Consider the following 26,823-nt stretch of genomic DNA (forward strand, 5'->3'; position numbering starts at 1 on the left):
GGCTCCTGAAATCGTCACTTGCCGCCGGCGAAGGCGTGTAGCCCGCTCAGCAAGGATCGGTGGAAGATGACGGCAATCAGCACCGTGGGTAGTGACAGCAGCAGGCCGGCGGCGGCCATGTGCCCGTATTCGGGATTCATGCCGTTGGCGAGAAAGCCCGCGACTTGAACGGGGAATGTTATGTTGCTGGAGGTGATGACGAAGGCGATGAAGAACTCGTTCCAGGTCAGAATGGTCACCAGCAATCCCGCCGCCGCGATAGACGCCCGGGTCATCGGCAGGATGATGTACCAGAAGGCGCCCCAGCGGCTGCATCCGTCGATCCGCGCAGCTTCCTCGGCATCTTCCGGCAGACCGCGCAGATAGGCGAGCATGATCCAGCAGGTCAGCGGCAGGTTGATGGTGATATAGAGCAGCGTCAGGCCGAGTTCGGTGTTCAGCAGATGGATGCGCAGGAACAGGAAGTAGAAGGGCATGATGAGCGCCGCCGGCGGCATCATGCGGGTGGAGATGATCCAGCTTTCAAGCTGTCTGTTGGCCCGTGTGCGAAAGCGCGACAACGCATAGGCCATCAGGGGCCCGAAGATGACCGAGAACAGCACCGAAATCGAAACGACGTGCAGGCTGCGATACAGGGCCGCGTGATCCAGGTTGGCGATCACCCAGTTGATATTCTCCATCGTGACCGGATGGGGAAACCACACCGGTGCTTCCGATTGGATCTGGGCCTTGTATTTGAAGCTCGAATTGACGAGCCAATACAGCGGCACCATCCAGACGGCGAGGAACAGCGCGAGGAACACGCGGCCAATGATCGTCGGCAATAAACCCATGCGCTGGTGGTTGACGGAGGCGCTCATCGATAGACCTCCGTGTCCCATTTCGCGATCTTGAGCCATACAGCTGTGCTGATCAGGCCGAGGAGCAGAGTGATCACGCCGGCGGCCGAAGCGACCGACACCTGCGAGCTTTCGGAAATCCCGATCTTGTAGATATAGAGAGACAGATCGACAGTCGCATTGCCGGGCCCACCATTCGTCAGCAGCTCCGTCGCCGCGAAGACCTGGCTGCACAGGATGAATTCGAAAATCCCGGCCACCGCCAGCAAGGGTCGCAGCAGCGGTAGATGAATATGCCACAGCGCGCGCCAGAAACTGGCACCATCGATCTTCGCCGCTTCGATCGGCTCAATCGGCAGGCTCTTGATCCCACCGAGGAGAAGAATGACCGACAGCGGCGACCACTGCCAGGTTTGCACGAAGATGATCGTCAGAAGCGCGCCGAGGGACGTGCCTGTGGGCGCGATCAGCGCGCCGGTGATGATGTTGATGACCTGGGGTACCGGGCCATACAGCGGATCGAGCATCAGGCTGAAAATCAGGGCCATGGCCACCGGCGAGACGGCGAGGGGGATTAGCACCAGGATGGTGACAAGCCCATCCAGCCGGCCGGCGAACAGGTGAATCAGATAGGCGATCAGCAGACCGATCGCGACCGCCGCAAAGGTCGAGCCGAACGACACGATGAGGGTGATCATCAAGGCATGGGACCCGTTGGCGGTGCCCAACACTTGCATGTAATTGTCGAACCACACGAAATGCCTTGGCTGATTCGGCAGCGAGATGTCGACGTTGATGAAGGAGAGATACAGCGCATACAGAAAAGGCGGCACGGAGAGCAGCGCCAGCAGCACGAAGCCGGGCAGAGGCACCAGCCAGGGGCTGCGCGTCCAGCTCAGCCAGCGTGACTTTGGGCGCCGTACGCCTGAGGATCGTGTGAGTGTCGCCATCGACATGGGTCGCATCGCCTTCGAAGCATGAGGCCCGGGGCACGCGCCCCAGGCCTCCCGTCATTCAGCTCACTGATCGGCAAACAGTTCTTCATAGGGGCGTGCGGTGCCGGCCACGCCTTCGGCCTTGAACCGCGTGGTCACTTCGCCGGCCGCCGCCGTCAAGGCTGCTTTGGCGGTGGTTTCGCCCGTGAAGACCGTCTCGATATGGGCGCCGATGATGTCACCCATTTCGCGCCATTGCGGGATCATCGGGCGATAATCCTTCTTGGTGATCTTCTGGCCCTCGGAGACTGCAGCAATATAGCCAGCATCCAGCTTGCTTTTCAGCAAGGCGGATTGGTTGACGGACTTGCGGTCCTCATTGCCGATATCCTGCGCCGTGCGCGCGAACTCCATCTGCTGAGATGTCGCCCATTGCAGGAAATCCGTCGCGGCCGTGAACTGCTTGCTGTCGGACGGCACGCTGGCCGCGACCGCCAGGCCGATCGCGTAATTGGCGGGATAGGCGCCCTTGGGGCCGGCCGGCACCACTGCGTAACCGACCTTGCCGACGACGTTGGATTGCTTGGGGTCGTTGAAGGTCGGGTAGAAGGCGGTGCTTTCCACCGTCATCGCCACGCGGCCTGCCGCGAAGGAGGAGGAGACCTGCGGCCAGCCCCAGGTGCCGGAACCCGGCGGACCAGCCTCCGTGATGATCTTCGCGTAATGCTCGGTGCCCTCGATGGCGGCCGGGCTGTCGAAGACCGGTTGCATCTGTGCGCCGAGGAAGTCACCGCCATAGCTGCGCAGCCACTCGGTCCAGGTATAGACGTTCATGCCCTCGCCACGCAGGCCGCGGAGCGCGATGCCATAGGTACGAGGCGCATCCTTCAGCTTCACGGCGGCGGCTTCCAGCGCATCGATCGTCGTCGGCACAGCGATGTTCTTGGCCGCCAATAGATCCTTGCGGTAATACAGGATCGTGACTTCCGAATAGATCGGCAGACCGTTCAGCTTGCCCTGCCAGGAATAGGCGGCGCGCAGGCTGTCGAACAGATCGTCGATCTTATAGGCCGGCTTGATCACGCTATCGAGCGGCTGCACCCAATGATTGGACGCGAAGAGCGGAATATAGTTGTCGTCGAGGCAATAGAGCTGAAAGCCACCGGCCTTGTTGGCAGCATCCGTCACGATATGGCTGCGCAGATCGTTCTCGGGATAGTCCGTAAAATTGACCTTGGCGCCGGTATATTGCTCGAATAGGGCCTTATGCGCCTCAATGAAATCCATCGCGGGCAGATGGCGGCAAGCGACATTGATGGTCACACCGCTATAGGCATTGGCAGTGGTGAAGTCCGGCAGTGCAGACTTCACAGCGCCTTCGTAATCCTGCGCAAAAGCCGCCGCCGAAAGACTGGTCAAAGCGAAGGCCATCGCGGGGAGCGTGAAATTCTTCATCGTTATTCTTCCCTGTCATGAAATCTTGTGATTTCTGTTTTTTCAGACGCGAACTGGCTTCACCGCATCATAGCGGCGACATTTCCTCCATCGACGGTCATGACGTTTCCGGTGGTCTTGCGAAGCAGAGCCGACGCCACAAAAGCCTCCGCCACATCCTCCGCTGTCACTTCCTGGCGCAGCAGATTGCCGGCCATGTATTGCGCGGGCGTCACGCCCCGCGATTCGGACCGGGCTTCGATCATGGCTGGGGACAGCAGGCCCGAACGAATGCGATCAGCGTTGACCGCATTGACGCGAATACCCTCGGCCCCGTGCTCCAGCGCATATTGCCGCACCAGCGCCAGCAAGGCCGCCTTGGCCGTGCCGTACGCGCCGAAGTCTGGGCCAGGGTTCACGGCTTGTTTGGAGACATTGAACAGCAGCACGCCGCCCATGCCTTGTTGCCGCATCACGCGCACGGCCGCGCGGGCCATCACGTTGTGGCCGAAGAAATTGAGCTCGAAACTGCCCCGCAAATCGGCATCGGGCATATCCGCCATCATGCCGGCGGTGGCCGATCCCGCATTGGAGACGAGGATATCGAGGCCACCGAAATGCGCGGCGATCCGCGCCATCGCGCTGTCTACGGATGCCGCATCGGTGACGTCGCAACCCAGCGCCAGGGCACGACCGCCGATGGTCGCCCGCGTCGCTTCGGCGCGCGCGGGATCGAGATCGAGGATGGCGACTTCGGCGCCTTCCCGCGCGAAAGCCTGCGCCGTCGCCGCACCGATGGCGCCACCACCGCCGGTGATCGCGACGACGTGGCGGGCGAGGCGTTTCTCCGCGCCCTTTCCCAGCTTCGCCTGCTCCAGGCTCCAATATTCCATGTCGAAGTGATCGGCCGGGGTGATCGATTCGAAGGTGCCGACGGTTTCGGCATCCAGAACCGCATCGATCCAGGCTTCCGCGACATCGGCCGAAACCTCGGCCTCCACAGCCGTCTTGCCGATGCCGACAACGCCAAAGCCCGGCACGACCAAAACGCGTGGCAAGGGATCGAGAGGTTTCTTGATGCCACCGACGCGCTGGTTATGCGCCTCGAAATAAGTGTCGTAGGTGGCGATGAAGTCGTCGATCGCCTGTTCGGCCGCAACGCGCCAGCCGTCGATCGTGGAGGCAGATGGAGGCGGCAGAATCGCCGGTCGGGATTTGATGCGAATGACCTGTTCCGGCGTCGCGACGCCACGGATGCCGTAGTCGTTCACGCCACGGCCATTGACGAAGCGTAGAATGCGCGCGTTTACACGCCGTGTCAGCAGCCAACGCCCGGGCGCGCGGTCGGTCGCAGCTTCAGAGATAAGGCCACGCAAGATCGGAAGAACGATGTCAGGCCCTGCGATATCGGAGGGTAGGTCAATCGGTGTCAGGGCAGCCGGCGTGGTGCCTTGCTCCACAATATAACGCTCCATGAGCGTGACCATTTCGATCATCAGCTCATAGGCATCGCGCGCCGTCTCCGCGAAGGTAAAGATGCCATGCTTAGCGAGCAGAAGTCCTTCGACACTCGGGTCGCGTTCAAAGACGTCGGCTGCCATTTTCGCGAGTTGAAAACCCGGCATGATATAGGGCACGAAGCCGATACGCCCGCCGAAGATGCGTTCGCACACGGCTTGGGCGTCGGGCAGGCAAGCGATAGCCGTGGACGTGATCGAATGCGTGTGGTCGATAAACTTATGCGGCAGATAGGCGTGCAACAAAGTCTCGACCGACGGGTTCGGCGCGCCGGTATCGAGCAGGTTTTGTCGCTGGGCATTGACCATATCCTCGTCCGACAGGGCGGCGAGGCTGCGCAGCCGGTCTAGCGGCTGGCGGCGTACGGCGGGATGGCCGTCGGGCTCGATGGTCGCGAGATCCCGGCCGCTGCCCTTGACGCATAGCACATCGATCATGTCGCCGAAGACATCAGGGATCTGCGTCTTGACCGAGGTATTGCCGCCGCCATGCATGACGAGTCGGGGCACGCTGCCGAGCAGGCGGGAACTATAGGTGCGGCGCGCGAGGTCGGCGTTGACGCCACGCTGTGCGTAACGTTCGATAAAGCGACGCTCATCTTCGTCAGACCAAAGGCTGTCCATCGTCCTCGCTTTTCTTCTCTCCGAGGCTCTGCGGCCGCGTGGTATGAGCTAGCTGTAGATCCCAATGCGGACAGATGTCAAATGTTTCTGGCAAACGTCTGGCATATCGGCTTGGAGACTGAGATGGTCAAAAATGGTGCGCCGCACGAGCCGCAGGGCCGCGTGAGGCGGGATACGCTGGTGCCGCCGGCCAAGTTCAACGGTGACGCAGTCATTTGGGTGGCCTGGCTTTATTACGAAGAAAAATTGACGCAGGAGGAAATCGCCCGGATCATCGGCGTGTCGCGTGGAAGTGTCGTGACGATGCTCCAAGAGTCACGCGAAAGCGGCATCGTCACCATCACCGTGGCGCCGCATCACCTCCATTCCGTCAGCCTTGCGCAAGACATTACGCGTCGTTTCGGAATTTCGGATTGTCTTGTCATTCCTGATGACGGCGGTAGGGTCCCGGATCATGAGCGGGTCGGGCGCGCAGCCGCGCGCTTGCTCACCGAACGGCTGCAACCGGGTGACGTGCTGGGCGTCTCTTGGGGGCGCACCGTTCTCGCGCTGTCGCAGGCCATGCCGGCCATGGACCTGCCCACCGTGTCTGTGGTGCAAATCACCGGCAGCGCCATCGGCACCTACCGCTTTTCGGCGGAGCTCTGCGCATCCAACATCGCCAACCGATTGGGCGGTCGCTGTGTCTATCTGCATGCGCCGGGGATTGTATCGCATCCGGACGTCAAGCGGATGCTGATGCGCGAGCCGACCTTGCTGGAGCAATTTCGCATCATGAAGACCTGTAACAAGATCATCTTCGGCGTCGGCAGCGTAGCGGCGTCCAGCACGGCGTTCGAATCAGGCTTCATATCCGCGTCCGAAGCGAGCCCCTATCTCAAACAAGGGGCCGTCGCGGTGCTCGCGGGCCGCTTCGTCGATGCCAAGGGTGTGGCCATCGACGGTGAATTGGACAATCGCATGATCGGAATGACAGTGGCCGACATTGCCAAGATCCCTGAACGGATTTGCGTCGCCGCCGGTATCGACAAGGTCGAGCCGATCCGCTCGCTTCTGGCCGGCAACTACATGACGACCCTGGTCACCGATGAAACCACGGCGCGGCGCCTGCTCGCGGCGGCGCCCGCGCGCAAAGGCACCAAAGCCTCTGCCATCAATACTCCTGGCGTGTCGGCGTAATCGTGAGTTCCTGGAGTATGACGCTCTGCGGCATCTGGTAGGCGAATAGCATCGTCTCGGCCACATGCCCGGCATCGATGCCGCCACCGATTTCCGCACCACGTTCTTCCCAGATGGCCCGTGCCTCCGTATTCAGCATCGATTCCTGGATCGTGCTGCGGGTCAGGCCGGGTGAGACGAGAATGACGCGCACGTCGTAAGGCGCCATGCTGCGCCGCGCGCCCTCGCTCAGGTTATGCACGAACGCCTTGGACCCACCATAGGCATCGTGGAAGGGATAGGACTTGCGGCCGGCGATCGAACTCACGTTGATGATCGTGCCGTGCCGGCGCGTCTTCATGGCGGGCATCACCGCCTGCATGCAGTTCATGACACCGAGACAATTGATGTCCAGCAGATCCCGCCACTCTTCCGGGTCCTGGTCCTCGATCCGCGCAAGCGGCGCGATGCCGGCGTTATTGACGAGGCAATCGACCGGACCGTGGGCTGCCTCGCCCTCAGCGACGGCGGCCTGGATGGAGGTGCGGTCGCGCACGTCCGCCTGCATGCAGATGGTGTTCGCCAAGCCGAGGTCGCGCAGTTTATCGATCCGGCGCGCAAGTAGAAGAAGCGGGTAGCCGGCCGCGGAGAAGGCCCGCGCCGTCGCCTCGCCAATCCCAGCGCTGGCGCCAGTGATCATCACCAATGGCTTGTTCATGACATCGCTTCCCATCGTCTTTAATCTCGGCGTCTAACGCGCCGAAGGACGAGGATGGTACGCCACGTCGCGGCGACCGGCAATGACGGGGCGGTCGCCTTGGCCGCCCGTCAGTGCGCTATCGGTATCGGCTCCGATCAGGCTGACGCTGCGGCCTCTTCGAAGGCTTGTGCGGCGGCGGCGGTCTGGGCGTCCGCGAACAGCCCCTCCGCGACGGCTGGACCGAAGGTGAAGGTATCGCAGCCGGCTGCGGCGAGAATCGCCACATCATCGGCACTGCGCAGGCTGGCGACCAGAAGCCGGGTCGCGCTGCCGGAGGCTGCCAGAATGTCCAGCATCGTCGCCATCGTCGCCAGGCCGTCGCGTCCGCTATCGTTGATGCGCCCGAAATAGGGCGCCACGTAATCGGCGCCAGCGGCGGCGGCCGTCAGGGCCTGATGCGCGGCATAGACCGCCGTCAGCGTCGTGCGGATGCCAAGAGCATGGAGGGCCGCGACCGCGCGCACGCCGTCTTCCGTCACCGGCACCTTGACGACGACACGCGGGTCGATCGCCGCGAGGGCCTTGCCCGTCTCGATCAGGGCCTCCGTCTGGGTGCCCCAGCACTGGGCCTGCACTTCATGGACAGGATAGGTCAGAACCTCACGGACCACGTCCATGAGCACCGGAACCGTCGAGCGCAGGCCCGAGCGTTGCAGGATCGTGGGGTTGGTCGTCACGCCATGGAACAGGCCGGTCGGCAGCCAGCGCGCCCAGGCCGCACGATCCGCGGTATCGAGAAAAAGCCGCAAACCCGGGCGGGTTCCAGGATCGGCACGATGGGCCATCTGATAAGTCCTTTCGAAAGCCGCCCTCTGACCTGTGAGAGCGCGCACCCCATGGCCGTTCGGAAACGCGACTGTCAACTTCGTCCAGGCTGCAGGCCGCCGCCGGCCTGCGCCCTCGACAAAATCGGCGTGGCAACGAACGGATGTGGTAATCCGGGTGTGAAAATGGAGGAAGGCCGTTGCTGAGACCAATCCTACCGCGCCATCCTTATTCCGACGCCAAGCGCCATGCAGAGTGCTGAGGATGGCATGACGACTTGGGATGACACTGTCATCCGGCGCTTCATGGATGTGCCGCCGACGCTGCTTCGTGCGTGGGACCTGTCCTGCACGGGGGAGGTCGAGGCGGCCTTGGCCATCGCCCAGCGCGTGCATGGGGAGGCGATGGCGGCGGGGTTTCGGCAGCTTCGCGCCGCCGCCGCCTGTCACATGGCCTGGTACTGTCTCATGCTCGCCTATTACGAGGAAGGCATCCTCCATGCGCTGTCCGCGCGTGAGGTCTTTGGCGAAGTGGGTGACCGCCCGCGGGAGGCTTGGGCGCGCGGTCTTCATGCCTGGCTGTTGATCGAAATCGGGGCGCCGACCGAGGCTCTGGACGAGGCGATGCTGTCGCTCGAACGCGCTGAAACGTCGGGCGAGGAGCGGGTGGTCTGCTTTTCCCTCAACGTGGTGGGGGTCGTCTTTTGGATGCTGCGCCAGTTGGACCGGGCGCTTGAGTTCGCCGAACGGTCGGTCGCGCTCGCGCGGCAGATTGGGGATGAGGTCGATCTCGGTCGCTGGCTGATCAACCTCGCCGGGATCGAGGCTGAGTTCGGGTATGTCCAAACCGAGCCGGTCATGGACGAGGGCGTACGCCGTCGCATGATCCGGGCCGTGGGCCTTGGGAAAGAGGCTTTGGCCCTTTCAAACCGGACGGGCGATAGCTGGGGCAGCCGCATCGCCCTCTGCAACATCGCCGAATACCAACTCTGTCTGGGAGAAATGGAGGAAGCTGGGGCCACGCTTGCGGGTTGGCACGCCCTGCGCGGCGGAGACGGGATGCGGTCGCGCCTGTACTATCTGTTTGCCAAGGGTAAGCTTGCCATGGCGACCGCTGACCATGACGCGGCGATTGCGGCCCTCGCGGAATGCGCGACCATCGCCGAGGATATCGGCGATCTCGAAATCGGCGCCCCCTGTTGCCGTCATTTGGCGGAAGCCTATGCCCAGCGCGGTCGTTTCGCCGAGGCCTTGCAGTGGCATCGCGAATTCCACGCGCGCCACGTTCGCAAAGCCACGGATGTGTCCCTGATCCGGTCGAGGGTCGCGGCGATTCAATATGAGACGCGGCAGCTGCAGGCCCGGATCGAAACCGAGCGGTCCCGCGCGGACGCTCTTGAGCACATGAACGAGGTGCTGGTGCAGGAAGCCCAGTTGCTGATGAATGCGAGCATGGAAGACGCGCTAACGGGATTGCCGAACCGGCGGCGGTTGGAACGCGCCCTGCTCGACATTTCGGTCGATGGCGGCAGCTATGCTTGCGCCATGATGGATATCGACAATTTCAAACGTGTGAACGACGCCTTCTCCCACGCGATTGGCGATGATGTGCTTCGGCGGATGGCCATTCTGCTGCGGCAGGCGACGCGGTCGACCGACCTGCTGTTCCGCTACGGGGGGGAGGAATTCGTCGTGCTGATGGCGGAGACCAATGTTCTTCTCGCCACGAAGATATGCCAGCGGATTCATGCGGCGGTGCGGGAATGGGGCTGGGATGCAATCCAACCCAGTTTGCGGGTGACGCTGAGTATCGGCGTGGCTGTCGCCGAGGAAGCACGCACGCCTGGCGGCGTGATGGCGATCGCCGATCAGCGTCTCTACCGCGCGAAGGAAGAGGGGCGGGACCGGATCGTCATGGATGATCGCCGTGTCGACATGCGCCACCTCCTTCCCCCGGGCTCCCCTCTGCTGCATTAACGGCGCGATCGCTGCGCGACGACAATTGGCGGAATGCGCGACGCTTTTCCGCCCTACGCCAACCGCCGCGTCGTAGGGCGGAAAAGCGTCGCGCATTCCGCCGTCCAGGCATGATGCAGTGAGTGGGTGCGACTGATGAGACTTGACCGACCGCTGTTTCGCTTGCTGCGTCGCATGCCGCTGACCTCGCCGCGCCTTTGGATGCGCCGGATCGCATTCTGGCTCGGCGCCATTCTCGTAGCGCTCATGGCGATCGGATTTGCCGATCTCGCGGATCTCGCCCAAGCGGCCTTTACCCATGTGACGACGCCACGGCCCTGGCTTGTGCTGATCGTCGCGCCCGCAGGTCTCGCCTTGGCTGTGTGGTTGACGCGCAGGGTGTTTCCCGGCGCGCAGGGCAGCGGCATTCCTCAGGTCATGGCCGCGCTGCATATGACGGATCTCAGCCAGGTCGCGCGCGTGCTGTCGCTGCGGGTGGCGGTGGGCAAGGTGATCCTGACCTTGCTCGGTCTGGCCTCCGGCGCTTCGGTCGGGCGTGAGGGTCCCACCGTGCAGATCGGCGCCTCGATCATGCGGGCCCTTGGTCACGCGTTGCGGCTACCACGCCTGGAAACGCAGCGCGGTTTGGTGCTGGCCGGTGGCGCCGCCGGTGTCGCGGCCGCCTTCAACACGCCGCTTGCCGGCATCGTCTTTGCGATCGAGGAGCTCAGCCACAGCTTCGAGTCTCGCACCAGCGGCATGGTCTTCAGCGCCGTCATCTTCGGTGGCATCACCACCTTGGCGCTCAGCGGAAACTACACCTATTTCGGCGTTACCAGCGTCAGCCTGCCGCTCGGGACAAGTTGGATGGCGGTGGTCGTCTGTGCCCTGGTCGGCGGGCTGTTCGGGGGCTGTTTCAGCCAGGTCCTGCTGACGGTCGCGAAGGGTCTGCCCGGACGTGCCGGGGCCTGGATCAAAGCGCATCCCATCGCCTTCGCGGCGCTCTGCGGCCTGGTCATCGCGGTGCTCGGCCTCGCCTCTCACGGCGCGACCTATGGCACCGGCTATGCCCAGGCGCGCGTCTTGGTCGAGGGCGACTCGCGCCTGCCCGCAGGTTTCTTCCTGCTGAAGTTTCTGGCCACCATCGCCTCCTACCTCAGCGGTATTCCGGGCGGCATCTTCGCGCCCTCACTCTCCGTCGGGGCGTCCTTGGGGAGCTGGCTCGCCCATTTCTTTCCGCATACGCCGGCGCGGGCCATCGTGCTGCTGGGAATGGTCGCTTATTTCTCGGGTGTCGTGCAGGCGCCGATCACCGCCTTCGTCATCGTGCTGGAAATGACGGCCAATCAGCAGATGACCATCCCGATCATGGCGACCTCCATGCTGGCCTTCGCCGTCTCCCGCCTGGTCTGCCGCCGGCCGCTCTATGGCACCTTGGCGCGCCGCTTCATGATCGAAACGGCGCACACGGCGGTCGAAACAAAGCCTCAGCCGCGGCCGTAAGTGTCCTCGATGCGGATGATGTCATCCTCGCCCAGGTAGGGACCGGACTGCACTTCGATGAGTGTCAGCGGAATGCGGCCGGGGTTGTACAACCGATGCACGCAGCCCAGCGGCAGGTAGATGCTCTCATTCTCCCGCACCAGAATCTCCTCGTGATCGCGCGTCACGATGGCGCTGCCCTCGACCACAACCCAATGCTCGGCACGGTGGAAATGCTTCTGCAAGGACAGCTTCTCACCGGGCTTGCAGACGATGCGCTTGACCTGGAAACGATCGCCCAGCGTCAGCACCTCGTAATGGCCCCAAGGGCGGTAGTCGCGGTTGTGGCGTACCGCCTCCGGCCGCTTTTGCGCCTTCAACCGCTCCACGATCGCCTTCACGTCCTGGGCGCGGTCGCGGTGCATGGCCAGCACCGCATCCTCGGTCACGATGACGACCGCATCTTCCAGACCCAGAACCGTGGTCAGCATGCCGTCGCTGCGCACGTAGCAGTTGGTGGCGTCTTCCAGCATCACGTCACCCACGGCGACATTGCCGCCGGCATCTTTCTTGCCGAGCTCCCACAGCGCATTCCAGCTGCCGACATCCGACCAGTCGAAATCGACGGCGATGACGGCGGCGCGGGTGGTGCGCTCGGCGATGGCATAGTCCAGGCTGATATTCGGGCAGGCGGCGAATTCCGCCCGGCCGAGGCGGATGAAGTCGAGATCGGTGGTGCTGGCCGCAACCGCGCCGCGCACCGCGGTCAGAACCTCGGGCGCATGAAGCTGCATTTCTTCGAGCAAGGTCGCGACCGTGAAGACGAAGATGCCGGAGTTCCACAGCACTTGGCCGGTGGCGATCAATTCGGCGGCGCGGGTCGCATTCGGCTTTTCGATGAAGCGCGTCAGGGCATGGGCTTCCGGTGCGTCATCAAGCAAGGCGCCGATTTCGATATAGCCGAAGCCGGTCTCGGGCGCGGTGGGGCGCATGCCGAAGGTGACCACGCGGCCGGTGCGGGCGACCTTGGCGGCGGTGGTCAGCGCAGCGCGCAGGGCGGCGCTATCGGGGATCGCATGGTCGGCGGCCATCATACAGATGACGGTCTGGGGGTCTTCCTGCTCCAGCAGCAGGGCGGCGGCGGCAACGGCCGGGGCGCTGTTGCGGCCCACCGGCTCCAACAGGATGCGGGCCCCCTTGATGCCGGCGGCCTGCAACTGCTCACCGACCATGAAGCGATGCGCCTCATTGCAGACGATGACGGGGGCGGCGAAATCCCCGCCCGCCGTGCGGGTCGCGGTCTCGGCAATGAGGGACTGTTCAGAGGCGAGGGGCCAGAACTGCTTGGGGAAGCTTTCGCGTGACACCGGCCACAGCCGCGTGCCCGTGCCGCCCGACAGGATCACCGGAACGATGGGGCCGGTGGCGGAGGCCACGGCGGAGGAGAGTTGCGGGCTGAGGTCCGTATCCATGGGGCCGACGTCCTTGCTGCGGGCGAATTCTCGCCACCCTAGATGATTGCCAGGAATGGCGGAACAGTGGCGTTGCCGTGCATTCGGAATGGCGCCGGATGCCTTTTTGCTTTTGGTTCCAGCCCACACATGGGATATTCTTTTGATATGTCTTACCAGGTGCAGTTATGGACATCGCCAAGATTTTCTGGTCTGGCCGCTCCCAGGCGGTGCGTCTTCCCAAGGAATATCGGTTCGATGTTGGCGAGGTGCGCATTCGACGGCAGGGCAACGCGCTTGTTCTAGAGCCGGTTCCACGAGACTGGGCGTGGCTCGATGGGGTTACCGGGCCTTTGGACGCGGATTTTGTCGAGGCCGTGGGTGAGCAGCCGCCGGAGCAGGTGCGGCCTGACCTTGATTTCTTCGAGTGATATACCTGCTCGACAGCAATGCCGTGATCGCTCTCTTCGCCGGCCATCTCGGCTTCATCACGCGTCTCAAGCACCATCGACCGACAGACGTCGGCCTGTCGTCCATCGTCGCCCATGAGTTGTATTTCGGTGCCTATAAAAGCCGTAAACAGGCTGAAAACTTGGCGCGGGTGGAGGCTCACCTTTTTGAGGTCCTCCCTTTCGATCAGCAGGATGCGCGCCAAGCAGGCGAATTGCGCGCCGCGCTATCCGTGTCGGGCACGCCAATCGGTCCCTATGACGTACTGATCGCCGGTCAGGCGCTGGCCAAAGGCTTGACGCTGATCACCCGCAACCTGCGCGAATTCGAGCGGGTGCCAAGCCTGCTGGTCGAGAACTGGGAAGTCTAGGCTCGATGCCCGCTGACGCCGCTGCCCGCGTCACGGGGCAGCCGGATGAAGTCGAGCACCCCCAACACGCACAACAACGCGGCGCCTGCGAAGGCGAAGCGAAAGGCAGGGACCGAAACGCTGCCCGTACCCAAGACGTGGGCGCCGAGGCGCAGCAGAATGGCACCGGCCGCGACACCGAGGCCGACCGAAACCTGCTGTGCCAGATTGAACAGCGTATTGGCGGAGGTCATGCCCTCTCGCGGGACATCGGCGAAGGCGAGGGTATTGACGGCGGTGAAATGCGTTGACCGCGTCATGCCGCTGATCAGGAGCAAAGGCAGCTCCAGCCACAACGGCGTCGTCGCGCTGAACAAGGCGAAGCCTAGCAACGTCGCCGCCTGAAGGGTTCCATTCACGATCAAGACCGTCCGGAATCCGAAGCGCCGCATGATGGGCGAGGTCGCCGGCTTGATGGCCAGATTGCCGGCGAACAGCACCAGCAGCATGGCGCCGGCGGTCACCGGGCTGCGGTGAAAACCGAGCTGAAACATCAGCGGCAGAAGGAAAGGGGCCGCGTTGATGGCAATCCGCGCGGCCGACCCACCCCAGACGGTGGTGGCAAAGCTGCGGATGCGCAGCGCCGAGAAGGCGACCAGGGGATAGGCGTGGTGCCGGGCATGGCGATAGGTCGCCCAGCCGCCGATCAGTCCGCCGGCGAGCAAGGCGAGGCCGAGCGAGACCGTTCCGGTGGAGGTGCCGAGCAGGCTCGCGCCATAGACGAAGGCGACGGCGGCACTGCCGCTCAGCAGAAACCCAACCCAGTCGAGCCGGCGCGGTTTGTCAGCGCGGACATTCTCCACCAGCACCAGGGTCAGAACCAGCCCGATCAGGCCGATTGGCAGGTTGATGAAGAAGATCCATCGCCAGGACGCGTAGGTGGTGAAAAGGCCGCCCACCAATGGTCCCAGGATCGGCGCGACCAAGGCCGGCCATGTTATGAAGGCCGTGGCCCGCATCAACTCCGCCTTGGGTGTCGTGCGCAGTACCATCAACCGGCCGACCGGGACCATCATGGCGCCGCCCACGCCTTGCAGGATGCGGGCGGCGAAGAAGCCCCAGAAGCCGGTCGCGATGCCGCACAGGACCGAGGCCGCCGTGAACACCAGAATGGCGCCGCCGAAGATGGTGCGCGGGCCGAAGCGCTCCGCCGCCCAGCCGCTCAGCGGAATGCCGGCGGCCAGCATGATCATATAGGCGGTGATGCCGAGATTGAGGTCCACGGGATGGACGCCGAAGCTGTGCGCCATGCTGGGGATGGCCGTGGTGATGATGGTGCCGTCCAGCATTTCCATGAAATAGGCGCCGGCGACGAGCAGGGCGATGAGCGTGGGGGAGACTGCTTTGCCCATCGCCGCGCCTTCTTTATGAACGCGCTGGTGAAGCGATCAGCCGGTGCCGTTCCCGAATGAGAAAGAAGGTCAACACGCAGATCGGCGGTGTCACCGCGAGCAAAGCCACCAAAGGCCAGCCAGCATAAGACAGCGCGAGGGGCGCCAAAGCGGATCCAAGGGCCGCACCGAGGAAGGCACAGGAGATGAACACGGCATTGACCCGGCTGCGAATCTCCGACGGGAGATCGAACAGCACCTTCATCGAAAAGGCCTGATTGGCTTGGACGCCGCCATCAAGCAGCACCGTCGCAAGACCGAGGATGATCAGGCCGGTCCAGCCATGGGCGGCGGAGCCCGGCCAGGTCAGCGCGACGCCGGTCGCGACCATCGCCATGGAAATGGCGGTGCCGGCAATGACCTTGCCGGCATCAGCAAAGCGACCGGCGATCGGTGCGGATAGCGCACCCGCCGCGCCCACCAGGGAGAAGATGGCGATGCCCCTCTGGTCGAGGCCGAAATGCCGCGACAGCTCCAGCGGAATGGCGGTCCAGAACACGGTGAAGGCGAAGAACAAGGAGGTCTGATAGGCCATGCGGCGTTGCAATAGCGGCGTGCGCGCCAGCAATGGCACCATCGACGCCAGCATGGAGAGATAGTTTTTGCGCCCGTCCGGCCGGCGCTGGGGCAGACAGCGCCATAGGACGATGGCCATGATGGCCATGGCCGCGGATGCCACCAGAAAGACGCTCCGCCAGCCGCTGACGCTGGCGATCAGGCTGGCAATCGGCCGCCCGAACAGAATGCCGGTCAACAAGCCGCTGACCACCGTCGCCACCTGTCGGCCGCGCTTGCGTGGATCAGCCAGATGGGCCGCCAAGGGCACCACCATCTGCGTCGTGACGGACATGATACCGACGACAAAGCAGGCGACCAGGAAGGGCGCCGCCGAGCCGACGAAGGAGGTCACCAGCAGCGTGACCGCGCCACAGCCGAGTGTCGTGACCATCAGCCGCCGGTTCTCGACGAAATCGCCGAGCGGGACGATCAACAACAACCCGCAGGCGTAGCCGATTTGGGTCAGTGTCACGACCAGGCCATAGCCGCCCGGACGAAGCCCAATGGAGGGCCCGATGAGGCCGATCATCGGTTGGGCAAGGTAGAGGTTGGCGACGCTGATGCCGGCGGTGGCGGCCAGAAGCAGGGTCATGCCTGCGGACATGCCTGCGGGTTCGCGGTCGTCGGCGTTCTGCATGAGCGGAGCTATGGCGCCGGAGCGGAGGCTGTCAACGGTCGCTGCCGAGACCGGCTGTCGTATTCAGCGCATCGATCAAAGCCAGGAAATCGGCGGGCGGCTCGGTCGAGAAGGACAGCGCCTCCCCCGAGCGGGGATGAGTGAAAGACAGGCTCGCCGCATGCAGCGCCTGGCGTGGAAAGTCGAGCAGACGCGCTCGGATCATGGGGGGCAGGCCCTTTGACACCGCGGGGATACGCCGCAGATAGATGGGGTCGCCCACCACGGGATGCGAGGCATTCGCCAGATGGACGCGAATCTGATGCGTCCGCCCGGTAGACAGTTTGACGTCCAACAGGGAGACGGCGAGGCGCCAGATCTGCAGCGTCTTGTAATGGGTCAGGGCCGCGCGGCCCCCAGCGGCGCGCACCGCCATCCGCTTGCGGTCGCGCTGGTCGCGGCCTATGGCGCCTTCGATATCGCCGGCCGGCGGGGTCATCGTGCCCCAGCACAAAGCGAGGTAATGGCGGTCGAGGTCGCGGTTAGCGAAGGTTTCCGACAGTTTTGCATGGGCGAAATCGGTCTTCGCCGCGACCATGACGCCCGAGGTTTCCTTGTCGAGGCGATGCACGATGCCGGGCCGACGCTCCCCGCCGATGCCGGTGAGGCTGTCGCCGCAATGGGCGAGGAGCGCATTGACGAGCGTGCCGGTGAGATTGCCCGGCGCGGGATGCACGACAAGGCCGGCCGGCTTGTCGATGACGATCAGATCCGCGTCCTCATAGAGGATCGTCAGCGGAATATCCTCGGGCTGCGGCGTGGCCGCGACGGCCTCGGGCACGGTCAGATCATAGGTCAGGCCGGCCTGAACCAGTTCGGACGGATCATCGACCGTCACCCCCTCTCGCCTTGCCATCCCGTCCAGGATCAGGTTCTTGATGCGCGATCGGGTGAGCGTGGCGAAGCTCTGGGCCAGAAAGCGGTCGAGGCGCTCGCCTTCGCTCTCTGGGGCGGCGACGATCGTGTTCGCGCCGCCGAATTCGGGGGTGGGGGTGCTGGTCATCCCGCACAGATACCCAACATAACGCCTGGGAGCGAGACGATGGAGAAGGCGAAGCCGCTGCTGTTCGTGGTGATAGGGATGGCGGCCCTGATTTTTCTGGTCACGACCGTCGTCGTCGTCAAGCTTATCAAGGACTTCGCAACATCTCCTTCGCCTGTCCTCACCACCGTCGCCACCCTGCGCCAGCCGCTTGGCAGCCATATCGTTACGATAACGACCGTTGGGTCGCGCCTGGGCGTGCTGATCACGGGCGGCGGGCCGGACCGTGTGCTGGTGGTCGACCCTGCCGATGGTCGCATTACCGGTCAGCTTTCCCTGGCCCCGTAGTCTTGGAATGAGCGCGATTCCGCCGCTTCCCACCAATACGGATGCCGCCGATCGTCGGTCTCTGTCCCGGCATCGCATGGTCGCGACAGGGCTGCTGGTGCTGATGGCGGCGCTGTGTGTCGGCAGCTACGCCCTGCCGCCCAGCCTATGGCGGGATTTGCTGCAATCCTCGGCCAAGGCTGGGGTCGTCGGCGGCCTCGCCGATTGGTTCGCGGTCACGGCGCTGTTTCGCCATCCGCTCGGCATTCCCATTCCTCATACGGCGATCATTCCGGCGCAGAAGGAACGCCTCGGCCGCGCCCTCGGGCGGTTTATCGGCACCCATGTCATCACGCAGGACGAGGTTCTGCGTGTGCTGGCCAAGGCCGATTTGCCGGGCCTGCTGCATCGCTTCCTCGCTGACCCCGCGACTTCGCGTCCCGCCGCTGAGGCCTTGGCCGCCAGCCTGCCGAAGCTTTTGGCGTCGCTTGAGGATGGCCGGGCACGGCGCATGGCGGCGCGGCTCTTGCCGCGCGTGCTGGGCGGTGCGGCTGCCGGCCGCGTCGTGGCGCGCGCCTTGTCGGGCCTCGTGGAAGGCGGCCGTCATCAGGAGGTTTTCACCTTCATCCTCGGTCAGCTCCGCACCATGCTCTCGGGCAAGGAGGAGGATCTGCGCGGCGGCATACGGGACCGGGTGCGCGAGCAGGGCGGACAGCTTCTGGGCTGGGCGATCGGCGCCAGCGTCGCCAAGCGGGTGATCGCGGCGGTCAATGACGAATTGGATCACATCGGTCCTGATGGCTCGACCATGCGCATCGCGTTTGACGAGTGGGTGCGGCGCGAGATCACCTTAATCGAGACCGATCCTGTCCGCGCGGCTGAGATCGGCGCCGCCATCCGCAACGTTCTCACGCATGACTCGGTACAGGTTTGGTTCGCCGATATCTGGGGTCGGCTGCGGGCGACCATCGAAAAGGATGCCGCCCGCCCGAACGGCCAAACCATCACCTTGCTGGAGGCGACACTCGCGAATTTTGGCAAGGTGGTCGAGGACGATCCCGCCATCCGGGCGGGGCTTGAACGTGGCGTGGCGGCGATGGTCGCGGGGCTTTTGCCCTTGGCCCAGGAACGCGCGGCTGATTTCGTGGCCAACGTGGTGTCGCATTGGGACGCGAAGACGGTCACCGACAGGCTGGAACTGCGCGTCGGGCGCGATCTTCAATACATTCGAGTGAATGGCACGCTGGTCGGCTTTCTCGCCGGGGGCGTGCTGTTCCTGATCCTGCGCGCGATTTTCGGAAGCGTTGCGCTATAGGCGGTGGAATGCGCTTCGCTCGTCCACCCTACCGTGGGCGGCGCCTTACCGCCGCCCGCGTTGGGCCCGGACGATCGTCTCGAACCGCGCCACGAGCGGCCCGAAGCTGCCGCTGAAACTCTCCATCGTCGTGCCATTGCGCCGCATCCGCCAAAGCTGAACGCGCAGCGCCACGTATCCGATTAGCGCCGCCCCAATGGCGATCGGCACCAGCACCAGGGCGATCGACAAGGCGAGGCCCGCGACGATGGCTGAGCCGAGCACGACCGCGCCGAGGGCGAGCCCACGTGACAGGCCGCTGCGCCCGGTGGGTGGAAGCCAGCCGGGGGCACGGTTTTGCTGCGACCGGTCCACGAAGGTGCCATCGGGCCGCATCTCGATGTCATAGGAGCGACGTTCGATCATGAAACGAGAGTGAGCGCCGCCGAGGGGATTTTCAAGCATTCGCGAGTGAAAGCTTGTTAATCAACCTCGCAGCGCCACCAAGCATAGCAGCTCGAATAGCACCTGCGCCGCGATCTGCGCCGTATTGCTCGTGGGGTCGTATTGCGGCGCGACCTCGACCACGTCGCCCCCGATGATGTTGAGGCCACGCAAGCCGCGCAACAGCGTCAGAACCTCGCGCGGCATCAGCCCGCCAACCTCCGGCGTGCCGGTGCCGGGCGCAAAGCCGGGATCGACGGAGTCGATGTCGAAAGACACGTAGAAGGGTCCGTCGCCGACCAGTTTGCGGGCGACATCCACGTAATGGCGCATGCCGTGTTCCTCGACTTCCTCGGCATGGACCAGGGTCATGCCGCTATCGGTCGAGAACTCATACAGATATTCGGCCGTGCCCCGGATGCCGATCTGCAAGGCGCGGCGCGGATCGATCATGCCATCCAGCACGGCATGGCGGAACGGCCCGCCATGGTGGAAGCGCGACCCTTCATAAGATCCGGCGGTATCGGCATGGGCATCGATATGGATCAGCCCGACCGGGCGCTTTTCGCCCACCGCCCGCAAGATTGCCTGGGTCATGGAATGATCGCCACCCACGGAAAGCGGCACCACGCCGGCTTGGATCACCGTGCGCAGCGCCGCCTCGATATCCTCGTGGCAGCTTTCCAGGCTGTAGCGGGAGCGGAGCGGCACATCGCCCACATCTGCCACCCGAAGCATCGCCAGAGGCGCCACCTTCAGCACATGCTCATAAGGTCCGATCCGCTCGACGGACCGCACGGCGCGTGGCCCGAGCCGGCAGCCGGTGCGGTTGGTGACGCCGAGATCCATCGGCACGCCGATCAGCGCGACATCCAGATCCGCGAAGCCGTCCGCGCGTCCGAAAGCATCCTGGCGATAGGTCGCATCCAGGAACGTCGCCGGATCGGAATAGGGCAGTTTTCGGCGCCCATCGGCGCTGATGGTCTTGGCAGCGATTTCCTTAAAATGCGGATCGAAGACATGGCCGCCGCTGAGGCCGACATATTTGCCCCGCAGCCGCTGGAGGTTGGTGTCCGTCTCGTCGTCCGACATGGGGGTCTCTCTCCGATGGCGATGCGACTTCGGTAGAGCCTCGCCGCCCGTCATTCAACCGGCACGACCCGCGTATGCTGCCGCCCAGCTCTCGAAAACAGGACTGGTCCGGTCCTGAATGAAGATGTAGAACCCTATCCATGTTGAAGTTGTCGAAACTCACCGATTACGCGGTTGTGGTGCTGGTTCGGCTCTCGGAAGAGGGCAGCATCCAGACCTCCGGTGGAATCGCGACCAAGACCGGCGTGCCCGAGCCGACGGTCGCCAAGGTGCTCAAGATCATGACCGCCGCTGGCCTCGTGCTGTCCCATCGTGGGGCGCGCGGCGGTTACCGGCTTGCGCGGCCCTTGTCGGCTATCCCCATCGCCGATGTGATCGCGGCGGTGGACGGCCCGATCGCCTTGACCGCTTGCGTCGAGCATTCGGTGACCAGTTGTGAGGCGTCCAGCCTCTGTCCGGTCAAAGGGCGCTGGGATGCGGTGAACACCGCCATCCTCGATGCGCTTTCCGGCATCAGCCTGGCCGAGATGCGGGGGGCGCCGATGTTCATGCCCTTGCCGCAACGTTCTATGCCAGATCATGCCCCCGTCACTGCGTTCGTAGAGTGAGGCCATGCCAGCAGTCGCCGAGACCTTAGACACCGTTCGCACCGTCACCGGCTCCACATACAAGTGGGGTTTCGAGACGGAACTCGAAATGGATATTGCCCCCAAGGGGCTCAATGAAGGCACCATCCGTCTCATCTCCGAGCGGAAGGGCGAACCGGCCTGGCTGCTCGCCTGGCGTCTGAAGGCCTTTGCCGCCTGGAAGACGATGGCAGAGCCGCATTGGGCCAAGGCCGCCTATCCCAAGATCGATTACCAGGACATCCATTATTACGCGGCCCCCAAGAAGGGTGGCGGTCCCAAGAGCTTGGAAGAAGTCGATCCCGAGCTGCTGCGCACCTATGAAAAGCTCGGTATTCCGTTGAAGGAGCAGGCGCTGCTCGCGGGCGTGGAGCCGAGCCCGGAAGACCGTCTGCCGATGGCCGTCGATGCCGTGTTCGACAGCGTGTCCGTGGCAACCACCTTCCAGTCCACGCTGAAGAAGTCGGGCGTCATCTTCTGCCCGATCAGCGAAGCGGTGCGCGAGCATCCCGAACTGGTGCAGCAGTATCTCGGCAGCGTCGTGCCGGCCGGCGACAACTACTTCGCCGCCCTGAACTCGGCCGTGTTCACCGATGGTAGCTTCGTCTTCATCCCCAAGGGCGTGAAATGCCCGATGGAGCTGTCCACCTATTTCCGCATCAATGCGCGCAATACCGGGCAGTTCGAGCGGACGCTGATCATCTGCGAAGATGGCGCCTCAGTCAGCTATCTCGAAGGCTGCACCGCGCCGATGCGGGACGAGAACCAGCTCCATGCGGCGGTGGTGGAACTCGTGGCGATGGATGACGCCAAGATCAAATACAGCACTGTGCAGAACTGGTATCCGGGTGATGCGAATGGCCTCGGCGGCATCTACAACTTCGTGACGAAGCGCGGCGCCTGCCGTGGTGCGCGCAGCCATATCAGCTGGACCCAGGTCGAGACCGGATCGGCCATCACCTGGAAATACCCGTCCTGCATCCTGCAAGGCGATGACAGCGTCGGGGAGTTCTACTCCGTGGCCGTCACCAATAATCATCAGCAGGCCGATACCGGCACGAAGATGATCCATATCGGCCGCAACACGAAAAGCACGATCATCGCCAAGACGATCAGTGCCGGCCATTCGGACAGCACCTATCGCGGTCTCGTGCGCATGATGCCCAAGGCACAGAATGCACGGAACTTTACACAATGCGACAGCCTGCTGATCGGCGATCAGTGTGGGGCGCATACCGTGCCCTATATCGAAAGCCGCAATGCGACGGCGAAGATCGAGCATGAGGCGACGACCTCCAAGATCGCCGAGGATCAGCTTTTCTATTGCCGCAGCCGTGGCCTGTCGCAGGAAGATGCGGTCGGTCTGATCGTCAATGGCTTCTGCAAAGACGTGCTGAAGGAGCTGCCGATGGAATTCGCCGTGGAAGCTCAGAAGTTGCTGGCCATCAGCCTCGAAGGCTCGGTGGGTTGAGGAAGGACTAGACAGATGCTCGAAATTCGCGGCCTGACCGCCACCATCGACGGCAAGACGATCCTCAATGGAATCGATCTCACCATTCCCGCAGGCGAAATCCACGCGGTCATGGGTCCCAACGGCGCCGGCAAATCGACGCTGTCCTACGTCCTGTCGGGGCGTGAGGGCTATGACGTGACGGGTGGCACCGCGACCTTCTTCGGCCAGGATATTCTGGCCATGGAGCCGGAGGAGCGTGCGGCGGCCGGCCTGTTCCTCGCCTTCCAATATCCGGTCGAGCTGCCGGGCGTCGGCAATGCCAATTTCCTGCGCACCGCCCTGAACTCCATCCGCCGCGCCCGTGGCGAGCCTGAGATGGACGCCGTTCAGTTCCTCAAGATGGCGCGCGCCGCCGTCAAGCAACTCGCGATGTCGGAAGATATGCTCAAGCGCAATGTCAATGTCGGCTTTTCCGGCGGCGAGAAGAAGCGCAACGAAGTGCTGCAGATGGCGGTGCTGAAGCCAAAGCTCGCGATCCTGGACGAGACCGATAGCGGCCTCGACATCGACGCGCTGCGCATCGTGGCGGATGGCGTGAACTCCCAGCGCGGGCCGGCGTTTTCGGCCCTCGTCATCACCCATTACCAGCGCCTGCTCGACTATATCGTGCCCGACCGCGTGCATATCCTGGCAGCCGGTCGCATCGTGCGCTCTGGCGGCCCGGAACTCGCCAAGGAACTCGAACTGCACGGCTATGTCGATCTCATCGGCGAGGCGGCGGAGGCGGCCTGATGCGCGCCCCCGTTCTCACGCCCACTGAGGCGCTGTCCGGCTTCCTGTCCCGCTATGACGGGTTGCGTGCGCGGCTGCCGGGCGCCCCTGCCGAGCGCGATGCCGCCGCCGCCCTGTTGCGCGACAAGGGCTGGCCCACGCTGCGTGACGAGGCCTGGCATTACACGAACATCCGCCCGATCACCGGTCTCGAATTCCGTGAGCCGCTGGATGAGGCCGCAACCGGCGCTCGGCTGATTTCGCTGCTGCCCGCCGTCGTCGGGCCGCGCCTGATTTTCGTCGATGGCCGCTTCCGCGCTGATCTGTCGGTGCTGCCGGATCAACTCATCGTCTCCTCCTTCGCCGAAGACGGAGAATTCGGCACCCTCGGGCGCCCGGCGCGTGAGCGGCTGGTGGCGCTGAATACGATGCTCGCCGAAGACGGCGCCGTGGTCGATGTGCCCGCCGGCGTCGATGGCGGCTTCCTGATGATCGCGCAACTCACCAGCGGCAAGCATAGCCGCGTCGGCAGCCATCCACGCCACCGCCTGCGCCTCGGTGCCGGTGCGCGGCTCGTGCTGTTGGAGGTTTCTGCCGGTGAGGGCGAATACCTCAACAATCCGGTCATCGAAATCGCCCTCGGTGAAGATGCCCATCTGACCCATGGTCGGCTGCAGCAGGATGCCGACACGGCCTTCCATTTCGGCACCATCTATGTCGATACCGCTGCGCGCGCCGAATATGACAGCTTCTCCCTCGCGCTCGGTGCGAAACTGGGCCGCACGGAAATTCATGCGCGTCTCGGTGGACCCAATGCCATCGTGCATCTCAATGCCGCGCAGATCATGGGCGGATCGCAGGTCAGTGACTTCACCACGGTGATTTCGCATGATGCGCCGAATTGTGCCTCGCGCCAGACGGTGAAATCTGTCCTCACGGGCAAATCCCGCGCCGTCTTCCAGGGCAAAATCGAGGTCGCGCGTATCGCGCAAAAGACCGATGGCTATCAAATGAATCAGGCACTGCTGCTGTCGCCGGATGCTGAGATCAACAGCAAGCCTGAGCTCGAGATCTACGCGGACGACGTGAAGTGCAGCCATGGTGCGACGGTCGGCGCGCTCGACCCCGAACAGCTTTTCTACCTGCGCAGCCGGGGCATTCCGGGCCCCGTCGCGCGCATGCTGCTGGTGCGCGCCTTCCTCGCCGAAGCCTTCGATGCGGTGACGCATGAGGGGCTGCGCGCCGTTCTGGAACATGCCGTCGAGGGTTGGTGGAACACCACCGGCCAAAATGCGGAGGTACCGCCTGTATGAACGTCATCGCCCCCGTGATGCGTGACATCGCAAGCCTGCGCGCAGACTTCCCGATCCTGTCGCAGACCGTGCGCGGCAAGCCGCTCGTCTTTCTCGACAGTGCCGCGTCGGCCATGAAGCCGCGCGTCGTGATCGACGCCATGGTGACCGCGATGGAGACGCAATACGCCAATATCCATCGCGGCGCGCATTGGATGAGCGAACGCACGACGGAGGCTTTCGAGGCGACGCGCGATTCGGTCGCTCGCTTGATGAACGCCCGTTCGCGCGATGAGATTGTCTTTACGCGCAACAGCACCGAGGCGATCAACCTGATCGCCCATAGCTACGGGCGCGGCATCCTCAAGCCCGGCCAGGCGGTGGTGATTTCCGAGATGGAGCACCACTCCAACATCGTGCCCTGGCAGATGCTGCGGGACGCGCATGGCATTGAGCTGCGGGTCGCGGCCGTCACCGATGCCGGTGAGCTCGATTTCGACAGCCTCGCCGGACATCTTGCGGATGGGAAAGTTGGCCTCGTGGCCATCACCCATATGTCCAACGTCCTCGGCACCTATACGCTGGCCGAGCGGATCATCGCGCTGGCTCATGCGCATGGGGCGAAGGTCATGCTGGATGGATCGCAGGCGATCGTGCATCGCCGGATCGACGTGCAGGCGCTGGATGTCGATTTCTACGTCTGGACCGGCCACAAGCTCTACGGCCCCACCGGCATCGGCGTGCTTTACGGGAAAGCCGAGTTGCTGGAGGCGATGCCGCCCTGGATGGGCGGCGGCGACATGATCTCCTCCGTCAGTTTTGAGCGGTCCACCTGGGCGCGCGTGCCGCATAAGTTCGAGGCGGGAACGCCGGCAATCCTCGAAGGCATCGGCCTCAACGCCGCCATCGGCTATGTCGAGTCCATCGGCTACGAGGCCATTGCCGCGCATGAAGCGGTGTTGACCGAACATGCGCTCGCGAAGGTCTCGGCGGTTGAGGGCGTTTCCGTCATCGGCCGGGCGCAGGACAGGGGTGGCGTGATTTCCTTCACGGTTGCGGGCGCACACGCGCATGATGTGGCAACGCTGCTCGATCGCTCGGGCATCGCCGTCCGCGCCGGTCACCACTGCGCTGAACCGCTGATGCGGCGTCTGGGTCTCGACAGCACGGCACGGGCGAGCTTCGGGCTTTATACGACAGTTGCGGAAATCGATGTCCTGGCCGAATCGCTCGGCCGTATTCGGGCCTTCTTCGCCTGATGACCCGAGACGAGGAACAGATGATGGATCAAGTGACCAACCCCGAAACGCCGGACGAGCCGATCGCGGTCCATCATGCCTGGACGCCGGAGGGCGAGGTGCCGCCCGCGATTGCCCATATCGTGGACGAGGATGAGGTGATCACCGCCATCTGCACGGTCTATGATCCCGAAATCCCCGTGAACATCTATGAGCTTGGTCTGATCTACGCTGTGGACATCGCCGATGACGGCAAGATCAAGGTCGAGATGACCCTGACCGCGCCAGGTTGCCCGTCCGCGCAGGAGTTGCCGGTGATGGTGCGTGAGGCCATCATGGCGATCCCGGGCGTGACCGGCTGCGACGTCGAGACGGTGTGGGAGCCGCCATGGGACATGAGCCGCATGAGCGACGAAGCCCGCCTGTCCATGAATATGTTCTGAGTGGAGGCTGAGATGAGTGAAGCGACCGCAACCACTGCTCCCGCCAAGCCGGCCCGGCGCGCTTTGCCGCCGCTGATGCGCCTGACGGACGCCGCTGCCGCGCGGCTGGAAAAGATGTACGCCGGTGGCCAGGCTGGCATGCTGCTGCGCATCAGCGTGAATACCAAGGGCTGCTCGGGCATGGCCTATGACATGAGCTGGGTCGATGCCGCCGGCCCGACCGATGAGGTTGTGCGCGATAAGGATCAGACGGTTCTGGTCGACCGCAAGGCGAGCCTTTTCCTGATCGGCACCGAGATGGACTACAAGGTGGAGCAGCTGACGGCCGGCTTCACCTTCATCAATCCCAACGAAAAAGGCCGCTGCGGCTGCGGCGAGAGTTTCCACGTTTAAGCCACCGGCCCCGAAACTTCCGTCATGCGCGGACTTGATCCGCGCACCTACCCCTCGTGGCGCA

General features: G+C 63.9%; 26 protein-coding genes. 14 read left to right on the top strand and 12 right to left on the bottom strand.

Features of this window, described 5'->3' with window-relative positions:
- Positions 1-14 precede the first annotated feature (14 nt).
- From QP803_RS06165 to QP803_RS06180, 4 genes are all read right to left on the bottom strand, one after another.
- Positions 15-860 (bottom strand): carbohydrate ABC transporter permease, encoded by an 846-nt coding sequence (locus QP803_RS06165; RefSeq protein WP_284946907.1) that lies wholly within the window; start codon positions 858-860, stop codon positions 15-17.
- Entirely contained in the window at positions 857-1,795 is a 939-nt protein-coding gene (locus QP803_RS06170; protein WP_284946908.1) for a carbohydrate ABC transporter permease, read from the bottom strand. Before QP803_RS06170 ends, QP803_RS06165 begins: the two co-directional genes overlap by 4 nt.
- 63 nt (positions 1,796-1,858) lie before the next feature.
- A complete protein-coding gene (locus QP803_RS06175; protein WP_284946909.1) occupies positions 1,859-3,229 on the bottom strand; it encodes an ABC transporter substrate-binding protein in 1,371 nt (456 codons plus the stop codon).
- A gap of 59 nt (positions 3,230-3,288) precedes the next feature.
- A complete protein-coding gene (locus QP803_RS06180; RefSeq protein ID WP_284946910.1) occupies positions 3,289-5,349 on the bottom strand; it encodes a bifunctional aldolase/short-chain dehydrogenase in 2,061 nt (686 codons plus the stop codon).
- An 81-nt stretch (positions 5,350-5,430) separates the two neighbouring features.
- On the opposite strand from QP803_RS06180, the gene QP803_RS06185 reads away from it, so the two are divergent.
- The gene (locus QP803_RS06185) at positions 5,431-6,528 is read left to right on the top strand and encodes a sugar-binding transcriptional regulator (protein WP_284946911.1); all 1,098 of its coding nucleotides are present in this window, start codon (positions 5,431-5,433) and stop codon (positions 6,526-6,528) included.
- On the opposite strand, the gene QP803_RS06190 is transcribed toward QP803_RS06185, so the two are convergent.
- Both QP803_RS06190 and QP803_RS06195 read right to left on the bottom strand, forming a co-directional pair.
- On the bottom strand, positions 6,503-7,225 hold the full coding sequence (locus QP803_RS06190) for an SDR family oxidoreductase (RefSeq protein WP_284946912.1): 723 nt from the start codon (positions 7,223-7,225) through the stop codon (positions 6,503-6,505). The two genes, QP803_RS06185 and QP803_RS06190, sit on opposite strands and share 26 nt — an antisense overlap.
- A gap of 137 nt (positions 7,226-7,362) precedes the next feature.
- A complete protein-coding gene (locus QP803_RS06195; RefSeq protein ID WP_284946913.1) occupies positions 7,363-8,052 on the bottom strand; it encodes a transaldolase family protein in 690 nt (229 codons plus the stop codon).
- Positions 8,053-8,301: 249 nt separating this feature from the next.
- Here QP803_RS06195 and QP803_RS06200 point away from each other — a divergent pair, with 249 nt between their 5' ends.
- Both QP803_RS06200 and QP803_RS06205 read left to right on the top strand, forming a co-directional pair.
- On the top strand, positions 8,302-10,008 hold the full coding sequence (locus QP803_RS06200; protein WP_284946914.1) for a GGDEF domain-containing protein: 1,707 nt from the start codon (positions 8,302-8,304) through the stop codon (positions 10,006-10,008).
- Positions 10,009-10,143: 135 nt separating this feature from the next.
- Entirely contained in the window at positions 10,144-11,490 is a 1,347-nt protein-coding gene (locus tag QP803_RS06205) for a chloride channel protein (protein WP_284946915.1), read from the top strand.
- Here QP803_RS06205 and QP803_RS06210 read toward each other — a convergent pair.
- Positions 11,475-12,941 (bottom strand): mannose-1-phosphate guanylyltransferase/mannose-6-phosphate isomerase, encoded by a 1,467-nt coding sequence (locus QP803_RS06210; protein WP_284946916.1) that lies wholly within the window; start codon positions 12,939-12,941, stop codon positions 11,475-11,477. The two genes, QP803_RS06205 and QP803_RS06210, sit on opposite strands and share 16 nt — an antisense overlap.
- A 167-nt stretch (positions 12,942-13,108) precedes the next feature.
- Here QP803_RS06210 and QP803_RS06215 point away from each other — a divergent pair, with 167 nt between their 5' ends.
- Both QP803_RS06215 and QP803_RS06220 read left to right on the top strand, forming a co-directional pair.
- Complete coding sequence (locus QP803_RS06215) at positions 13,109-13,351, top strand: antitoxin (RefSeq protein WP_284946917.1); 243 nt, start codon at positions 13,109-13,111, stop codon at positions 13,349-13,351.
- On the top strand, positions 13,348-13,740 hold the full coding sequence (locus tag QP803_RS06220; protein WP_284946918.1) for a type II toxin-antitoxin system VapC family toxin: 393 nt from the start codon (positions 13,348-13,350) through the stop codon (positions 13,738-13,740). The genes QP803_RS06215 and QP803_RS06220 overlap by 4 nt, the downstream gene beginning before the upstream one ends.
- On the opposite strand, the gene QP803_RS06225 is transcribed toward QP803_RS06220, so the two are convergent.
- From QP803_RS06225 to QP803_RS06235, 3 genes are read right to left on the bottom strand one after another with little or no spacing between them, the layout of a single operon-like run.
- Positions 13,737-15,131 carry an MFS transporter gene (locus tag QP803_RS06225; RefSeq protein WP_284946919.1) on the bottom strand — a complete coding sequence of 465 codons (1,395 nt, stop codon included), beginning with the start codon at positions 15,129-15,131 and terminating at the stop codon, positions 13,737-13,739. The two genes, QP803_RS06220 and QP803_RS06225, sit on opposite strands and share 4 nt — an antisense overlap.
- A gap of 13 nt (positions 15,132-15,144) precedes the next feature.
- Positions 15,145-16,365: an MFS transporter gene (locus QP803_RS06230; protein WP_284946920.1), complete on the bottom strand. Its 1,221-nt coding sequence runs from the start codon at positions 16,363-16,365 to the stop codon at positions 15,145-15,147.
- Between the two features lie 31 nt (positions 16,366-16,396).
- Positions 16,397-17,407 carry an RluA family pseudouridine synthase gene (locus QP803_RS06235; protein ID WP_284946921.1) on the bottom strand — a complete coding sequence of 337 codons (1,011 nt, stop codon included), beginning with the start codon at positions 17,405-17,407 and terminating at the stop codon, positions 16,397-16,399.
- Positions 17,408-17,446: 39 nt separating this feature from the next.
- Between QP803_RS06235 and QP803_RS06240 the strand changes: the two genes are divergently transcribed.
- Entirely contained in the window at positions 17,447-17,734 is a 288-nt protein-coding gene (locus QP803_RS06240) for a hypothetical protein (RefSeq protein WP_284946922.1), read from the top strand.
- A gap of 7 nt (positions 17,735-17,741) precedes the next feature.
- Positions 17,742-19,028: a DUF445 domain-containing protein gene (locus tag QP803_RS06245; RefSeq protein ID WP_284946923.1), complete on the top strand. Its 1,287-nt coding sequence runs from the start codon at positions 17,742-17,744 to the stop codon at positions 19,026-19,028.
- A 45-nt stretch (positions 19,029-19,073) separates the two neighbouring features.
- Here QP803_RS06245 and QP803_RS06250 read toward each other — a convergent pair whose 3' ends face one another.
- Both QP803_RS06250 and speB read right to left on the bottom strand, forming a co-directional pair.
- The gene (locus QP803_RS06250) at positions 19,074-19,433 is read right to left on the bottom strand and encodes a hypothetical protein (protein WP_284946924.1); all 360 of its coding nucleotides are present in this window, start codon (positions 19,431-19,433) and stop codon (positions 19,074-19,076) included.
- Positions 19,434-19,493: 60 nt separating this feature from the next.
- The gene (speB, locus tag QP803_RS06255; protein ID WP_284946925.1) at positions 19,494-20,543 is read right to left on the bottom strand and encodes an agmatinase; all 1,050 of its coding nucleotides are present in this window, start codon (positions 20,541-20,543) and stop codon (positions 19,494-19,496) included.
- A 140-nt stretch (positions 20,544-20,683) separates the two neighbouring features.
- On the opposite strand from speB, the gene QP803_RS06260 reads away from it, so the two are divergent.
- From QP803_RS06260 to QP803_RS06290, 7 genes are read left to right on the top strand one after another with little or no spacing between them, the layout of a single operon-like run.
- Positions 20,684-21,151 carry an SUF system Fe-S cluster assembly regulator gene (locus QP803_RS06260; RefSeq protein ID WP_284946926.1) on the top strand — a complete coding sequence of 156 codons (468 nt, stop codon included), beginning with the start codon at positions 20,684-20,686 and terminating at the stop codon, positions 21,149-21,151.
- A 4-nt stretch (positions 21,152-21,155) separates the two neighbouring features.
- On the top strand, positions 21,156-22,640 hold the full coding sequence (gene sufB / locus QP803_RS06265; protein WP_284946927.1) for a Fe-S cluster assembly protein SufB: 1,485 nt from the start codon (positions 21,156-21,158) through the stop codon (positions 22,638-22,640).
- Positions 22,641-22,655: 15 nt separating this feature from the next.
- Complete coding sequence (gene sufC / locus QP803_RS06270; protein ID WP_284946928.1) at positions 22,656-23,414, top strand: Fe-S cluster assembly ATPase SufC; 759 nt, start codon at positions 22,656-22,658, stop codon at positions 23,412-23,414.
- Positions 23,414-24,706, top strand: a complete 1,293-nt coding sequence (gene sufD, locus QP803_RS06275; protein WP_284946929.1) for a Fe-S cluster assembly protein SufD — start codon at positions 23,414-23,416, stop codon at positions 24,704-24,706. The genes sufC and sufD overlap by 1 nt, the downstream gene beginning before the upstream one ends.
- Positions 24,703-25,944, top strand: coding sequence for an aminotransferase class V-fold PLP-dependent enzyme (locus QP803_RS06280; protein ID WP_284946930.1), 1,242 nt, complete (start codon positions 24,703-24,705; stop codon positions 25,942-25,944). The genes sufD and QP803_RS06280 overlap by 4 nt, the downstream gene beginning before the upstream one ends.
- A 20-nt stretch (positions 25,945-25,964) precedes the next feature.
- A complete protein-coding gene (locus tag QP803_RS06285; RefSeq protein WP_284946931.1) occupies positions 25,965-26,366 on the top strand; it encodes an SUF system Fe-S cluster assembly protein in 402 nt (133 codons plus the stop codon).
- 12 nt (positions 26,367-26,378) lie between these two features.
- Positions 26,379-26,759 carry a HesB/IscA family protein gene (locus tag QP803_RS06290; protein ID WP_284946932.1) on the top strand — a complete coding sequence of 127 codons (381 nt, stop codon included), beginning with the start codon at positions 26,379-26,381 and terminating at the stop codon, positions 26,757-26,759.
- Positions 26,760-26,823: the final 64 nt, after the last annotated feature.

Origin of the sequence: Acidisoma sp. PAMC 29798 (genome assembly GCF_030252425.1) — a bacterium.
GTDB lineage: Bacteria > Pseudomonadota > Alphaproteobacteria > Acetobacterales > Acetobacteraceae > Acidisoma > Acidisoma cladoniae.

Excerpts from the sequence above, each read along its gene's own strand:
- QP803_RS06170 (WP_284946908.1), bottom strand. The coding sequence starts at position 1,795 with ATGTCGATGGCGACACTCACACGATCCTCAGGCGTACGGCGCCCAAAG.
- QP803_RS06230 (WP_284946920.1), bottom strand. The coding sequence starts at position 16,365 with ATGCAGAACGCCGACGACCGCGAACCCGCAGGCATGTCCGCAGGCATG.
- QP803_RS06290 (WP_284946932.1), top strand. The coding sequence starts at position 26,379 with ATGAGTGAAGCGACCGCAACCACTGCTCCCGCCAAGCCGGCCCGGCGC.
- QP803_RS06240 (WP_284946922.1), top strand. The coding sequence starts at position 17,447 with ATGGAGAAGGCGAAGCCGCTGCTGTTCGTGGTGATAGGGATGGCGGCC.
- speB (WP_284946925.1), bottom strand. The coding sequence starts at position 20,543 with ATGTCGGACGACGAGACGGACACCAACCTCCAGCGGCTGCGGGGCAAA.
- sufC (WP_284946928.1), top strand. The coding sequence starts at position 22,656 with ATGCTCGAAATTCGCGGCCTGACCGCCACCATCGACGGCAAGACGATC.
- sufD (WP_284946929.1), top strand. The coding sequence starts at position 23,414 with ATGCGCGCCCCCGTTCTCACGCCCACTGAGGCGCTGTCCGGCTTCCTG.
- QP803_RS06180 (WP_284946910.1), bottom strand. The coding sequence starts at position 5,349 with ATGGACAGCCTTTGGTCTGACGAAGATGAGCGTCGCTTTATCGAACGT.
- sufB (WP_284946927.1), top strand. The coding sequence starts at position 21,156 with ATGCCAGCAGTCGCCGAGACCTTAGACACCGTTCGCACCGTCACCGGC.
- QP803_RS06190 (WP_284946912.1), bottom strand. The coding sequence starts at position 7,225 with ATGAACAAGCCATTGGTGATGATCACTGGCGCCAGCGCTGGGATTGGC.
- QP803_RS06175 (WP_284946909.1), bottom strand. The coding sequence starts at position 3,229 with ATGAAGAATTTCACGCTCCCCGCGATGGCCTTCGCTTTGACCAGTCTT.
- QP803_RS06235 (WP_284946921.1), bottom strand. The coding sequence starts at position 17,407 with ATGACCAGCACCCCCACCCCCGAATTCGGCGGCGCGAACACGATCGTC.
- QP803_RS06165 (WP_284946907.1), bottom strand. The coding sequence starts at position 860 with ATGAGCGCCTCCGTCAACCACCAGCGCATGGGTTTATTGCCGACGATC.
- QP803_RS06285 (WP_284946931.1), top strand. The coding sequence starts at position 25,965 with ATGATGGATCAAGTGACCAACCCCGAAACGCCGGACGAGCCGATCGCG.
- QP803_RS06225 (WP_284946919.1), bottom strand. The coding sequence starts at position 15,131 with ATGGGCAAAGCAGTCTCCCCCACGCTCATCGCCCTGCTCGTCGCCGGC.
- QP803_RS06210 (WP_284946916.1), bottom strand. The coding sequence starts at position 12,941 with ATGGATACGGACCTCAGCCCGCAACTCTCCTCCGCCGTGGCCTCCGCC.
- QP803_RS06215 (WP_284946917.1), top strand. The coding sequence starts at position 13,109 with ATGGACATCGCCAAGATTTTCTGGTCTGGCCGCTCCCAGGCGGTGCGT.
- QP803_RS06195 (WP_284946913.1), bottom strand. The coding sequence starts at position 8,052 with ATGGCCCATCGTGCCGATCCTGGAACCCGCCCGGGTTTGCGGCTTTTT.
- QP803_RS06245 (WP_284946923.1), top strand. The coding sequence starts at position 17,742 with ATGAGCGCGATTCCGCCGCTTCCCACCAATACGGATGCCGCCGATCGT.
- QP803_RS06250 (WP_284946924.1), bottom strand. The coding sequence starts at position 19,433 with ATGATCGAACGTCGCTCCTATGACATCGAGATGCGGCCCGATGGCACC.
- QP803_RS06280 (WP_284946930.1), top strand. The coding sequence starts at position 24,703 with ATGAACGTCATCGCCCCCGTGATGCGTGACATCGCAAGCCTGCGCGCA.
- QP803_RS06260 (WP_284946926.1), top strand. The coding sequence starts at position 20,684 with ATGTTGAAGTTGTCGAAACTCACCGATTACGCGGTTGTGGTGCTGGTT.
- QP803_RS06200 (WP_284946914.1), top strand. The coding sequence starts at position 8,302 with ATGACGACTTGGGATGACACTGTCATCCGGCGCTTCATGGATGTGCCG.
- QP803_RS06205 (WP_284946915.1), top strand. The coding sequence starts at position 10,144 with ATGAGACTTGACCGACCGCTGTTTCGCTTGCTGCGTCGCATGCCGCTG.
- QP803_RS06185 (WP_284946911.1), top strand. The coding sequence starts at position 5,431 with ATGTTTCTGGCAAACGTCTGGCATATCGGCTTGGAGACTGAGATGGTC.